The sequence below is a fragment of the Streptomyces albidicamelliae genome, from assembly GCF_025642175.1.
In the GTDB taxonomy this organism is placed as follows: domain Bacteria; phylum Actinomycetota; class Actinomycetes; order Streptomycetales; family Streptomycetaceae; genus Streptomyces; species Streptomyces albidocamelliae.
In genome coordinates this window covers 5,266,735-5,279,680 of record NZ_CP106795.1, presented here as the reverse complement: position 1 = coordinate 5,279,680, position 12,946 = coordinate 5,266,735, and the positions used below count along the sequence as shown (strand labels likewise).

Annotated in this window: 11 protein-coding genes; 5 read left to right on the top strand and 6 right to left on the bottom strand. The window is 68.9% G+C overall.

The features are described from left to right. The 5 genes from N8I86_RS24240 to N8I86_RS24220 all read right to left on the bottom strand — a co-directional run bounded on the left by N8I86_RS24240 (position 1) and on the right by N8I86_RS24220 (position 3,613). Positions 1–351, bottom strand: coding sequence for a TadE/TadG family type IV pilus assembly protein (locus N8I86_RS24240; protein ID WP_073889119.1), 351 nt, complete (start codon positions 349–351; stop codon positions 1–3). A 1-nt stretch (position 352) separates the two neighbouring features. After that, the gene (locus N8I86_RS24235) at positions 353–682 is read right to left on the bottom strand and encodes a septum formation initiator (RefSeq protein WP_073890390.1); all 330 of its coding nucleotides are present in this window, start codon (positions 680–682) and stop codon (positions 353–355) included. 55 nt (positions 683–737) lie between these two features. Beyond that, complete coding sequence (locus N8I86_RS24230) at positions 738–1,973, bottom strand: AAA family ATPase (protein ID WP_123436821.1); 1,236 nt, start codon at positions 1,971–1,973, stop codon at positions 738–740. A 9-nt stretch (positions 1,974–1,982) separates the two neighbouring features. Further along, positions 1,983–2,690 carry a Flp pilus assembly protein CpaB gene (gene cpaB, locus N8I86_RS24225; RefSeq protein ID WP_123436822.1) on the bottom strand — a complete coding sequence of 236 codons (708 nt, stop codon included), beginning with the start codon at positions 2,688–2,690 and terminating at the stop codon, positions 1,983–1,985. A gap of 80 nt (positions 2,691–2,770) precedes the next feature. After that, on the bottom strand, positions 2,771–3,613 hold the full coding sequence (locus tag N8I86_RS24220) for a hypothetical protein (RefSeq protein ID WP_073889115.1): 843 nt from the start codon (positions 3,611–3,613) through the stop codon (positions 2,771–2,773). Positions 3,614–3,937: 324 nt separating this feature from the next. Here N8I86_RS24220 and N8I86_RS24215 point away from each other — a divergent pair, with 324 nt between their 5' ends. The 5 genes from N8I86_RS24215 (at position 3,938) to N8I86_RS24195 (ending at position 11,973) form a co-directional block, all read left to right on the top strand. Continuing rightward, positions 3,938–5,656: a chitinase gene (locus tag N8I86_RS24215; RefSeq protein WP_263278704.1), complete on the top strand. Its 1,719-nt coding sequence runs from the start codon at positions 3,938–3,940 to the stop codon at positions 5,654–5,656. A gap of 311 nt (positions 5,657–5,967) precedes the next feature. Further along, the gene (locus N8I86_RS24210; RefSeq protein ID WP_352063598.1) at positions 5,968–6,348 is read left to right on the top strand and encodes a hypothetical protein; all 381 of its coding nucleotides are present in this window, start codon (positions 5,968–5,970) and stop codon (positions 6,346–6,348) included. Further along, positions 6,345–6,989: a hypothetical protein gene (locus tag N8I86_RS24205; protein ID WP_263278702.1), complete on the top strand. Its 645-nt coding sequence runs from the start codon at positions 6,345–6,347 to the stop codon at positions 6,987–6,989. The genes N8I86_RS24210 and N8I86_RS24205 overlap by 4 nt, the downstream gene beginning before the upstream one ends. Then, a complete protein-coding gene (locus N8I86_RS24200) occupies positions 6,989–11,716 on the top strand; it encodes a putative T7SS-secreted protein (RefSeq protein WP_263278701.1) in 4,728 nt (1,575 codons plus the stop codon). The genes N8I86_RS24205 and N8I86_RS24200 overlap by 1 nt, the downstream gene beginning before the upstream one ends. After that, entirely contained in the window at positions 11,713–11,973 is a 261-nt protein-coding gene (locus N8I86_RS24195) for a hypothetical protein (RefSeq protein WP_263278700.1), read from the top strand. Before N8I86_RS24200 ends, N8I86_RS24195 begins: the two co-directional genes overlap by 4 nt. A gap of 511 nt (positions 11,974–12,484) precedes the next feature. On the opposite strand, the gene N8I86_RS24190 is transcribed toward N8I86_RS24195, so the two are convergent. Beyond that, positions 12,485–12,895 (bottom strand): ATP-binding protein, encoded by a 411-nt coding sequence (locus N8I86_RS24190; RefSeq protein ID WP_263278699.1) that lies wholly within the window; start codon positions 12,893–12,895, stop codon positions 12,485–12,487. Positions 12,896–12,946: the final 51 nt, after the last annotated feature.

Below are 12,946 nucleotides of genomic sequence, written 5' to 3'. Positions count from 1 at the left end.
TCAGTGGTCGAGCGGCATGGTGGCGGACTTGGTGGCCTTGCCGAGGTCCCAGCCGGGGACGATCTGCGGGATGTCCACTTCGGCGGTGACCGTGACCGAGCCGGCTCCGCCTCCGCCCTCGCCGCACGACACGGTGAGCCCGCCGCTCACGGCCTGGGCGCACGCCGCCTGCGCGTCCTGGTGCAGGGACGCGGCGCGTGCCCCGGCCCGGGCGGCCGTACCGGCCTGCTCGGCGGCGTAGGCGACGGCACCGATCTGGATGCCGGCCATGCCCACGAGCAGCAGGATCGGTACGAACCCCAGGTACTCGATGGCCACTTGGCCGCGGTCACGTCGTCGGCGGCACGGCATCTCAGTGCTTCACCTCCTCGACGGCACCGGCGTGACCGGTCACCGTGGCCGGGAAGTCGATCAGGCCGGGGAAGAGGACGGGGACGTGCAGCTCGACCCTGGCCGTGACGTATCCGCTCGGGTTGCAGTTCACCTCGGCGCCTCCCCTCCACGCGGCCGACAGGTTCTTCATCCCCGCCGCCGAGCAGGCCGCCTGCCGCGCACCGCCCGGCGGCGCGGCCGTCCCCGCCCGCACCGCCTCGTCCGCGGCGTTCCCGGCGAGCGTGAAGGTGTATCCCACGAGCACGGCCTGCCACATCAGCACCAGCGTCAGCACGATCAGGGGAGTCATCCCCAGGAACTCGATGCTGACCTGTCCTCGGTCCCCACCGCGTTTCACGGGCCGCTCACTCCTTCCGCCGCCGGAAGCCGGGCGCACCGCGGCCCGTGCCCCGGTGCGCGCCCTCGCCGCCGGTCTTCACCAGCCCCAGTTCGCCCGCGAGTGCCCACAGCGCCTGCTTAACGGTGCTCTTGGCGTCGAGTTCGTGCACCCGGCCCGCGTCCACCACCGCCTGGAGTTCCTTGAAGTTGGCGGGGACGGCCGTGCGCGCCAGTGCCGTGCCGGTGATGCGCTGCACGAGGGCCGGCTGGATCTCCGTGTTCCGTGTGTGCCGGTTGACGACCACGGTCGTCTCCTCCGCCTTGCGGATCTGGAGCCGGTCCCACATCCGTACCGTCCGCTTGGCGGCGCGTACGGCGATGACGTCGGGGGTGGTGACCAGCAGGGCGGTGTCGGCCATCTCGACGGCCGCCGCGCCGGCCCCGCCGAGCTGGGAGCCGCAGTCGATGACGACGATCTCGTAGCGGGAGCGCAGGGCGCTGACGATCTGCCGGGCCGCGCGGTCGGTGACCTCCTCGCCGCGTTCGCCCTCGCCGGGCGCGAGGAGCAGGGCGAGGCCGGTGTCGTGCCGGAAGACGGCGTCGGCGAGGACGCGCGGGGAGATGTCGGTGATGGTGGCGAGGTCGACGACCGAGCGGCGGAACTGGATGTCCAGGTAGGAGGCGATGTCGCCGGTCTGCAGGTCGAGGTCGACCAGTGCGGTGGCGCGGCCGGAGGCCTGGGCGGCGAGGGCCAGCTGGATGGCGGTCAGGGTGGCGCCGGTGCCGCCCTTGGCCCCGCTGACCGTGACGACGGTACCGCCGGCTCCGCCGAGCACGTCGGCGCCGTGGCCGAGGTGCCGCCGTACGCCCGTCGACCACTGGGCGACGGCCTGGACGCGGCCGGCCAGCTCCTCGTACGACAGGGGGAGCGCGACCAGGCCGCGGGCGCCGGAGTCCATGGCGGCGGCGAACAGGCCGGGGCTCGCGTCGGTGGTGACGAGGACGACGCCGACGGCCGGGAAGCGCAGCGCGACCTCGCGGATCAGCTCCAGCGCCGGTACGGGGCCGATGCGCTCATGGACGACGACGACTTCCGGGAGTTCGTCGACGGACTCGGCGGCGAGCCGGGCGAGGGTGTCGACCAGATGGGTGGAGTCGGCGGCCGGCGGCTGCGGTTCGGCGTCGGGGAGCTGGCTGAGCAGGGTGGTGAGGGAGCGGACGGCGTCCGGGTCCGAACCGGCCGGGAGGATCCTGGTGGGCATGGCCGCCTCTCACTTGTCCGTCACGAGTTCGTAGGTGCGGTCCTTGTCCGGGACGCTGGTCCCGCCGCCGGGTGCCACCAGCGCCAGGCGGACGCGCTGGGCGAAGGACTCGGCGTAGGTGATGCGCTGGGCGTCGAGGGTGGACAGCGCGAAGGTGATGGGGACGGCCTCGGTGGGCTGCTGCTGGTCCTTGCTGCGGTCGGGGTCGAGGGCGGTGATGTGACCGACGTCGAGGACACGGGCGTTGGTGACGATGATCTTCGACTGGTCGGGATCGGCCTCCTTCTTCCCCTCGAAGGTGGCGTAGACGTTGACCCGCGAGCCCGGGGTGATCTTGCCCGCGACGCCGGTGGCCGCGTCGATCATGATGGCGACCTCCTGCTGCCCGGCCTGGAGGGCGGGCTGGTCGACGATCATGTCGGTCTGGAGCAGCGAGCCGGACTGCAGCGTGGTCACGGCGATCTTGCCCCGGATCTGGCGGAGGTCGGTCACGGCGTTGGCGGACAGCCACCTCTTCGGCATCTCGATCTTCTCGAACTGGCCGGTGCTCAGGGCGGTGTACGGCTCCACCTTGGACTTCACCCGGTAGGCGGTGACCTCGGGGCCGACCTTGGAGTTCACGTCGCGGATGACGGAGAGGACGCCGGCGAACGCGCCGAGAGCGCACAGGACCGACAGGATCAGGAGTATCACGCCGCGGCGCTGACGGGAGTTCATGAACCGTGCAACCTCATTGGGGGAATCGGTCGAGCGGGATGTGAGTGTCGGGCCGGGCCGGCGGCCCGGGGTCGGTCCGGTCAGGCGGGCGTGCGTTGCTCCAGGGCGCGGGGAGCGGGCGGTTCGTGGCCGGGCGGGGTGGCCGAGCAGAAGACGCAGCGGTCGCCGATGACGTCGAGGCCGCACCAGTGGCAGCTGGTCTGCCGCACGGACGTGACGAGTTGGTAGAGCACCGAGAGGTCCGCGAGGTAACTGCAGAACTCGATCATCCGGCCGGTCCCCCACCACACCGGGGACTCGGCGGGCAGCGGCGTCTCGCGCACGCCGTGCGCGTTCCACGCCGTGCCGAGGCCGGCGGCCCAGTCGCTCTGCAGCTGCCCCTTGGCGACGAGCAGCCAGGTGCCGAACTCGGGTCCCTTCAGCGTGACGTCGGGAGCGATCCGCACGAGTTGCGGCTCGGGGTGGGCGAGTACCGCGAACTGGCTGCCGGGCACCCAGGACTTGGCGTGCGCCTTCAGTCCGACGGGGACGCGGTCCAGCTTGGCGACGGAGCCGAGGACGGCGCCGGCGTGGATGTAGTGGGTGAGCAGGCGCCCGGCCGAGGCGAGCACGCCCGGGCTCAGGTCGCAGGAGGCGAGCTGGCGCAGCTGCCGGGCCAGGACGGCGATGCCGAGGGGCGGCAACTCCGGCCGGAACAGGGCGATGCGGTCGCTCTCCAGCAGGGAGCGCAGGGTGTGCAGCCGTCGTACGACGGGTTCCGGGGTGGCCGGTGAACAGACGACCACCACGTATCCGTACTGTTCGATGAGGGCGTAGAGCTCGGTGAGGACGTGGTCCAGCGGTCGCCGGGCGATGTCGCGCAGCACGACGGCGGGCATGGTCCGTTCGTCCTGCGCCGGCAGCGCCATGTCGGCGCTGGTCACGGCAATGGCAGTTGGCACGCGCAGCTCCCCGCTCTCCCACCCGCCGCCGGCCCACCGGGGTGACTCCCGTGCGCCGGGACGACTTCACTGCGTGACTACCTGAGCACTGTATCCACGGCCGTGAGACCGGAGAACAGCGTTTGTGAAGCTCGCGCGCAACTCTCCTGACGCAAGTCCCGCCAAAACCGGACAGGTTGTGCCGACGGACGGAAACGGTTTTGGTCTGGACCTCTTGACACCCGGATTGGTCTGGACCAACTTGTACGCCAGCGGTGGCCACCGTTCCTCACCTCTCCCCGCCGAACTCCCCCACCGGAGGCCCCAGTGGACCGCGCACCAGGCACACCCAGACCCCGCAGCGGGCGGCTCGCGGCGTGGTCCGCCGCCACCGCCCTCGCCCTGTCGGTCGCCGGCCTCGCCGCCGCCTCCCCCGCGTCCGCGGCGGACGTCAACAACGTCAGGAACGCCGGCTACGAGTCGGGCCTCGCCAACTGGACGTGCACGGCCGGCAGCGGGGCGACGGTCTCCTCGCCGGTGCACGGGGGCACGGCCGCCCTCAAGGCGACCCCCGCCGGGCAGGACAACGCCAAGTGCACCCAGTCGGTGGCGGTCAAGCCCAACGCGACGTACACGCTGAGCGCCTGGGTCCAGGGCGGCTACTCCTACCTGGGCGTGACGGGCACGGGCACCACGGACGTCTCCACCTGGACCCCCGACTCCGCGTCCTGGAAGCAGCTCACGACGACCTTCACCACCGGGGCGTCCACGACCTCGGTCACCGTCTACACGCACGGCTGGTACGGACAGGCCGCGTACTACGCCGACGACGTCTCGGTCTACGGCCCCGACGGCGGCGGAGGCGGCGACCCGGCCCCGACCGTCCCGGCCGCCCCGGGCGGTCCGACCGTCTCGGGCACGACCTCCTCGTCGGTCTCCCTGACCTGGTCGGCGGTCTCGGGCGCGACGGGCTACAACGTCTACCGCAACGGTACGAAGGTGACGGCGGTGACCGGCACCTCGGCCACGGTGACGGGCCTCGCGGCGTCGACGTCGTACTCCTTCCAGGTGACGGCGACCAACGCGGCGGGCGAGTCGGCGAAGTCGGCGGCCGTGACGGGCACGACGTCCGCGACCGGCGGCGGGGGCGGGGGCGGCTCGGTGCCCAAGCACGCCGTGACGGGCTACTGGCAGAACTTCAACAACGGCGCGAAGGTCCAGAAGATCTCCGACGTCCCGTCCGCCTACGACATCATCGCGGTGGCCTTCGCCGACGCGACCTCGACGCCGGGCGCGGTCTCCTTCAACCTGGACTCGGCGGGCCTCGGCGGCTACACGGTCGACCAGTTCAAGGCGGACATCAAGGCCAAGCAGGCGGCCGGCAAGAAGGTCATCGTCTCGATCGGCGGCCAGAACGGCACGGTGTCGATCAACGACTCGGCGTCGGCGGCGAACTTCGCGAACTCGGTCTACTCGCTGATGCAGACGTACGGCTTCGACGGCGTCGACATCGACCTGGAGAACGGCCTCAACGCGACGTACATGACCCAGGCCCTGCGCTCGCTGTCGTCGAAGGCGGGCTCGTCCCTGATCATCACGATGGCCCCGCAGACGATCGACATGCAGTCGACGTCGAACTCCTACTTCCAGACGGCCCTGAACATCAAGGACATCCTCACGGTCGTCAACATGCAGTACTACAACAGCGGTTCCATGCTGGGCTGCGACAGCAAGGTCTACAGCCAGGGCTCGGTCGACTTCCTCACCGCGCTCGCCTGCATCCAGCTGGAGGGCGGCCTCTCCCCGTCCCAGGTGGGCCTCGGCCTCCCGGCCTCCACGAGCGGCGCCGGCAGCGGCTACGTCTCCCCCACGGTGGTGAACAACGCCCTGGACTGCCTCTCCAAGGGCACGGGCTGCGGCACCTTCAAGCCCTCCAGGACCTACCCCGACCTCCGCGGCGCGATGACCTGGTCCACCAACTGGGACGCGTCGTCGGGCAACGCCTGGTCCAACACGGTGGGAGCGCACGTGCACGCGATGCCGTGACCTGAGAACTTCCTGCGGCAGAGCGCCCGGAGCCTTCACGGTTCCGGGCGCTGTCGTGTGCGCGGATGCGGTTCCGGCCACATCCGAGTGACCCGGCGTGTACTTCGTTGCAACCGGCAAAGAGTCGATGTGATGATCGGGCCATGACCGACCAGGGGGGCGAAGCCGGCTCGGCGACGCAAAGACACAGGTCAAGGCTGTACGACTACATGGACCTGCCTCGCGGTGACCAGCGGGGAACGAACCGCCCGCAGATATCTGAGGGCACCGCTTTGCCTGAGCACGCGGCGACCTCCCCCGATGTCCCGGACATGGTCGAACGGGCTCGGCGTGAGTTCGCCGTGCTGCTGGGTGTCTTCCGGCGCACGGCCGTACTGGTCCCGGTGGACGACGAAAGCGGCAGCCCGCTGACCGGGGACTACGGCGGCGTTCGCTGGATCTACGCCTTCTCCAACGAGCGCACCCTGGCCCGCTTCGCTCTCGCGCGAGGCGAGGGGGACCGTGAATGGTCGTACCAGGGTTGGCTCGGGGCACGCCTGCTGGACGCAGCGGTTCCGGCGGCGGGAGTGCCGTGCGGAGTCGCTCTCGACGTCGGCGACGAAGGCGAGGGCACGCTGTTCCCGCCGGTGCGCGGGGTGGTGCCGGAACGGGTGGCGGTCGATGTCGTGGCGGAGACGGGGGACGGGAATTGAGCGGCGGCGACAAGGATCTGCAGACGGACGGGCTGGCTCTGATCGCCAAGGGCCTGACCGATGCGCTGGGGGAACTGAAGGAACTCGGCATGGTGGGCTCGGCCGGGGCCGGGCGCGGCTTCAGTGACATCGCGCTCTCCGGAATCGAGCTGGGGCACGAGGGGCTGACGGGCGAGTTCACGTCGTTCTGCGAGCGCTGGGAATGGGGCGTGCGCTCGCTGGTCGAGGAGGGCAACGGGTTCGCGCTCAAGACCGGACTGGCGGCGGGGACGTATTACGAGACCGACCAGTACGTCTCCGGGTCGGTGAAGGTGGTCGAGAACGCGGCCGTCGGCAACCCGTACGCCTCCGAGGAGGAGGTCGAGCGGATGGGCTACGGCGACATCGTCAAGTCCGGTCCGTGGGGCGGTGACGTGGACTACAGCAAGGAATCCTTCGAGCAGGCCTGGGCGAACAGCAAACAGAATTGGAAGGACACCGGGCGGGACCTCGTGACCTCTCGAGAACTCGGGTCGCTGAGCCCGAGTGCCGAGATGTTCGGCATGACGGACTCCGAGTACGCGCAGTACCTGGACGACACGTTCGGTCCGTCCCCCGAGGCACGTGCCAGGGCCGCCGGGCAGGAGGGGGGTGAGGGCTGATGGGCGTCTTCGGTGACATCGGCGACGGCCTCAACAGCGCCCTCGGCTACGGCGAGAACCTCTACGACGAAGGGAAGAAGAAGCTCGGTCAGGGCGTCGACTACACCACCGACAAGCTCGGCGACGGCTTGGACTACGTCGGCCTCCACGACTGGGCGGACACCGTCGAGGACTGGGGCGACGACTTCGCCTCGGGCCTTGGAGCCACACCGGGCGAGCAACAGCTCGGCCAGACCGAGGAAGCCGACGAACTCGTCCACGGCAGCCCGGTCAAGATCCGCGAGAGCGCCAAGCACCTGCGGGACTTCCACAGCGCCTTCGACAAGGTCGGCCGGGGCTTGAAGAAGGTCGATTCCTCCGGTTGGAAGGGCGAGGGCGGCGACGCCTTCCGCGAGAAGTTCGGCGTTCACCCCACCAGGTGGGCACACGCGGCAGAGGCATGCAAGGACGCCGCCGGTGCCCTGGAGTCGTACGCCGACACCGTCAAGTGGGCGCAGGGTCAGGCCAAGGAGGCCGCCGCGCTCTACAAGAAGGGCGTGCAGGCGTCCAAGGACGCGGTCGCCGCCTACAACAAGAAGGTCGACGCCTACAACGCCAAGATCAAGGCCGACCAGGACCCCGGCCCCAGGCCGGGGCCGTTTCATGACCCGGGCAAGGCCGACATCAAGGCCGCGGTCCACAAACTCGCCGAGGCCCGCAAGCAGCGCAACACCGCCGCCTCAGACGCCCAGGGCAAGGTGAAGTCGGCACTCGCCCACGCACCCGCCGAGCCCCCGCCCCTGGAACGCCTGGGCAACAACCTCAGCGACGGCCTGGAGGCCTCGAAGACCGAACTCACCCACTTCGGTGGGGGCGTCCTCAAAGGCTCGGCCGGCCTCATCAACTTCGTCCGCGGCCTCAACCCCGTCGACCCCTACAACATCACCCACCCCGCCGCCTACCTGCAGAACGTCAGCATGACGCTCTCCGGCCTGGCCTCCACCACCGCCCACCCCGAACGAGCCGCACAAGGCATGTGGGACGAGTTCCAGAAGGACCCGTCCGAATTCGGCGGACGCCTCCTGCCCCAGTTGGTGGGCACCGACGGGATCGGCATGGAGGCGGGCCTGGCACGCAACGCGGCGGAAGCAGGCCTCACCCGCCAGGCGGCGGAGGCCGCGATGCGCCGAGAAGCACGGGCAGGGGCGGAGGACGCGGGCAGAGCCTCGGCTCGGGGACGCGTGACCGAGGACCCGCACCTGTCGTCCCGGGAGAGCAACGCGGTCGAGAGCAAGGGCACCGACCCCATCGACCTCGCCACCGGCAAGATGTACCTGCCGCAGACGGACGTCGTCCTCCCCGGCGCCCTGCCGTTGCTCCTGACACGGCGGGTGGAGTCCGGGTACCACCTCGGTCGCTGGTTCGGCTCGTCGTGGTCCTCCACGTTGGACCAGCGCCTGGAGATAGACGCAGAGGGCGTCGTCTTCGTCACGGAGGACGGCCTGCTCCTCTCGTATCCTCACCCGGCGCCCGGCTTGCCCACCCTGGCGAGCCACGGCCCCCGCCTCCCGCTGGACCGGGTGGACGGCGGCTACACGATCACGGATCCGCGCACCCGTCGCACCTTGCACTTCGCCAATCGAGGCGCCGACCTGGCGGTCCTGGAACAGATCGACGACCGCAACGGCAACTGGATCACCTTCGAGTACGACGCGGACGGCGCGCCCCTCGGCGTCTTCACCAGCAGCGGCGAGGGCGTCCGAATCACCACGGGAGCGGGCCGGGTCACGGCTTACCATCTGGCGACGACCGGCGAGGAGCTCAAGCGCTTCGGCTACACGAACGGCCGCCTCACGGAGGTCGTCAACTCCTCCGGTATTCCCCTCCGTTTCGCCTACGACGAGGCCGGCCGCATCACGTCCTGGACAGACACGAACGACCGCAGCTACACGTACGAGTACGACACACAGGACCGCTGTGTCGCCGAGGGCGGCACGGCCGGCCACATGGCACTGCGTCTGACGTACGGTGATCCGGATCCGAGTACGGGCCTGCGGACCACGACGGCGACGACGGCCGAGGGCCACACGCGTCACTATCTGGTCAACGACGCGTGGCAGGTGGTGGCCGAGACCGACTCGCTGGGCGCAACGACCCGTTACGTCCGGGACCGTTACAACCGCCTGCTCGCAACGACGGATCCCCTCGGCCACACGACGACGCTCCGCTACGACGACGACGGCAACCTGACCTCCGTGGTCCGTCCGGACGGTCGCGAGTCGCGGGCCGAGTACAACACACTCGGCCTGCCGGTGAAGGTGGTGAACCCGGACGGCACGGTGCTCCGCCATGCGTACGACGAGCGGGGCAACCGCATCTCGACGACCGACCCGGCGGGCCGGACGACGTACTTCACCTACACGGAGGCCGGGCACCTGGCGTCCGTGACCGACCCGCTGGGCAACACCATGCGCGTGGTCTGCGATCGGGCGGGCCTGCCGGTGGAGGTGACGGACCCGCTCGGCGCGACGACACGCTACGTACGAAACTCGTTCGGCCGCCCGACCGCCATCACGGACCCGACCGGCGCGACGACGCTGCTGGAATGGTCGGTCGAGGGCCACCTGACCCGCCGCACCGCTCCCGACGGAACCGCGGAGTCCTGGACGTACGACGGCGAGGGCAACTGCACCAGCCATACGGACCCTCTGGGTGGGATCTCCCTTTTCGAGTACACCCACTTCGACCTGCTGACTGCCCGCACGGGGCCCGACGGTGTCCGCTACGAGTTCGACCACGACACCGAGCTGCGCCTCACGAAGGTGACGAACCCGCAGGGGCTCGACTGGACATACGCGTACGACGCCGCAGGCCGACTGCGGTCGGAGAAGGACTTCGACGACCGCACACTGACATACGCGTACGACGCGGCCGGCCGATTGGTCTCGCGGCGGAACGTGGTCGGCGAGGTCGTGTCCTTCGACCGAAATGAACTCGGCCAGGTAATCCGCAAGAACGCGGCGGGCCGGATCACCACATACGCCTACGACCTGACCGACCAGCTCGCTCAGGCGACAGGCCCGGACGGCACGACCCTGACCCTCCTGCGAGACCGCTACGGCCGCCTGCACTCGGAGACGGTTGACGGCCGTACGCTGACGTACACCTACGACGAGCTGGGGCGCCGCACCGGCCGCATCACGCCGACCGGCGCCGAGACGAGATGGTCGTACGACGCGGCGGGCCGCCGCACGGGCATGCTGGCGTCGGGCAGGGAGATCGACTTCACGTACGACGAGCTGGGCCGGGAACTCACACGCCGTGTCGGCGACACGATCACGCTGGAGCATGCCTTCGACGCAGCCGGCCGCCTGAGGACCCAGGCGGTGACAGTAGCTGGAGGCCGGCAGGTCCAACACCGGACGTACAGCTATCGCGCCGACGGCAATGTCATCGGCATCGAAGACCACCTGTCCGGCACCCGCCGCTTCGACCTGGACGCGACGGGCAGGGTGACAGCGGTTCACGCGGCCGGCTGGACGGAGCGGTACGCGTACGACGAGGCCGGCAACCAGACCCAGGCGTCCTGGCCGACCGACCACCCGGGCCGCGAGGCGACGGGCCCCCGCACCTACAGCGGCACCCGCATCACCCGGGCCGGCAACGTCCGCTACGAACACGACGCCCTGGGCCGCATCACCCTGCGCCAGAAAACCCGCCTGTCGAGGAAGCCGGACACCTGGCGCTACGAATGGGACGCCGAGGACCGCTTGACCTCGGTGGTGACCCCCGACGGCACCCTCTGGCGCTACACCTACGACCCCCTGGGCCGCCGCACGGCCAAACTCCGCATGGCGGAAGACGGCGTCACAGTGCTGGAACGGGTGCACTTCACCTGGGACGGCACGACCCTTTGCGAACAGACCACCATCTCTCCCGGCCACCCCCACCCGGTGACCCTGACCTGGGACCACCAAGGACTACGCCCGCTGCTCCAGAGGGAACGCATCACCGCGGCAGCGGCGTCGAAAGAAGAGATCGACTCCCGTTTCTTCGCCATCGTCACCGACTTGGTCGGCACACCGACCGAACTCGTCGACGAGAGCGGCGCTATCGCCTGGCGGACCCGGAGCACGCTGTGGGGAACTACGGCGTGGGCAACGGACAGCACGGCCTACACACCACTCCGCTTCCCTGGCCAGTACTACGACCCGGAGACGGGCCTTCATTACAACTACTTCCGCCACTACGATCCCCAAACCGCGAGGTACCTCACCCCGGACCCCTTGGGGCTCGCCCCGGCACCCAATTCCTCGATCTACGTTTCAAATCCTCTGCTGTGGACGGACTACCTGGGTCTGGCGCCGGACTACATTGCGATCTATCGGACCCCCAAGGGGGCACATGCGGAATACGAACTGAATAACGGACCCAACCCGGCGAACCATCAGCCTGGAGTTGACATCGGCGGCGGCATCATGTCCGATGGAAAAATCTACTTCGGCGAACGCGCCGTCGCAGCAGAATACGCTGGCCCGACGGGCGCCAACTTCGCCAAGGGAATGGTTAAATATGAAATGCATCCATCATTCCTTGAGGAGTTCGGTGAGCATGCAAAAGTTCATGACTATAACGGTCCAGATGGGGCTCCACGCCTAGAGTTCGAGGTTCCGGTGGAGAAGCTGGATCGATTCAACGAGCTAACTCAAGGCCGCAGCTGGATTTCCATATTTGGAGGACCTAAATGACTTTGCAAAATCATCAGGAGCTTGAAGTTACCGTAGTTGCGGTAGCCTCGGTGGGGGCAAAGGTCGACGCCGACGGCGAAACCGGTTTCATTGATCAGGTCAAGCATCCTTCTTGGTGGGACAATGGCATTCCACAACCTCAGGCTGGCGATCGCCTGCATGCTGTCGTCCTTGACGCCAGCCGTCAACCGCCCCGCCTCAGCGCACTTCAGCGCGATATCGACATCGCACGGCGGTTGCGGGGTACCGGCTCATGATGAGATATCCGACCAAGAAATTTCATAATTCAGCTCTTTTCTCGGGATCGGAGGGAGCTGAAACGCCCCCGCGAGTGGCAGGGCATTCATCTACGTGAGGTCCAGGCGACAGCCCGTAGCCCGCGTCGTCCGGCTGCAATCTGGAGGGACCACCAAGGTCACCCATCACGGAGAACACAAGACCGATCCCCACCCCGTCCCAGATCGAGGGATTGCAACAGCTTCAGCTGAGGGCTGGGCCCCCGATCGGAACACTCGCGAAGGCCAAGTCCGCCGCCATCCGAGCCAGGCAAGCTGCCGCACAGAGCTTTGGGCAACATGTGATGATTGCTCAGCAGTTGGCGGCCCGTGTAATCTCCTCACGCTCCTGGATAGCGAGCCCCGCTCTCGACCTTCCTCACATACCTGTTCCGCCTGCGGGTGGCACCAGAAGTGCTGGACCTCCACCTTCCTCTGAGCGCCGAGCCCCTCTGGAAGATTTGAATCAACACCTCATGCGACGAGCCGACCATCACACGGCCTCCAGCTCGCACCAGACGTACTTGCCCCGGTCGCCGAACCGGGCCGACGGCTGCCAGCCCCAGTGGTCCGCGCAGGCCCGCACCAGGCCGAGTCCGCGCCCGTCCTCGCGCTCCACGATCTGCCCCAGTGGCCGCGGGGCAGGCGGGGGCCCTGGGTCCGTGTCCCAGGCTCCGATCCACACCACCCCCTGCGCGGTGCGACGCACCCTCAGCGCCGCCGGCCCCTTCGTGTGCCGTACCGCGTTGGACACCAGCTCCGTCGCCAGCAGCTCGGCCGTGTCCACCAGACCGATCAGACCGTGCAGGGTCAGGATCAGGCGCAGGGTGCGACGGCAGACGGTGACCGCTCTGACGTCGTTGGGGATGTAGAGGGTGTAGTCCCAGGACCCGTTCTCGGGCATGCGTCATCAACTCCGTTGGTGAGCGGGGTTTTTGCGCGCGGTGGCATTGCC

Bases quoted from the DNA above. Each gene is read 5' to 3' on its own strand.
- N8I86_RS24230 (WP_123436821.1), bottom strand. From the start codon at position 1,973: ATGCCCACCAGGATCCTCCCGGCCGGTTCGGACCCGGACGCCGTCCGC.
- N8I86_RS24210 (WP_352063598.1), top strand. From the start codon at position 5,968: ATGGTCGAACGGGCTCGGCGTGAGTTCGCCGTGCTGCTGGGTGTCTTC.
- N8I86_RS24200 (WP_263278701.1), top strand. From the start codon at position 6,989: ATGGGCGTCTTCGGTGACATCGGCGACGGCCTCAACAGCGCCCTCGGC.
- cpaB (WP_123436822.1), bottom strand. From the start codon at position 2,690: ATGAACTCCCGTCAGCGCCGCGGCGTGATACTCCTGATCCTGTCGGTC.
- N8I86_RS24235 (WP_073890390.1), bottom strand. From the start codon at position 682: ATGACTCCCCTGATCGTGCTGACGCTGGTGCTGATGTGGCAGGCCGTG.
- N8I86_RS24195 (WP_263278700.1), top strand. From the start codon at position 11,713: ATGACTTTGCAAAATCATCAGGAGCTTGAAGTTACCGTAGTTGCGGTA.
- N8I86_RS24190 (WP_263278699.1), bottom strand. From the start codon at position 12,895: ATGCCCGAGAACGGGTCCTGGGACTACACCCTCTACATCCCCAACGAC.
- N8I86_RS24240 (WP_073889119.1), bottom strand. From the start codon at position 351: ATGCCGTGCCGCCGACGACGTGACCGCGGCCAAGTGGCCATCGAGTAC.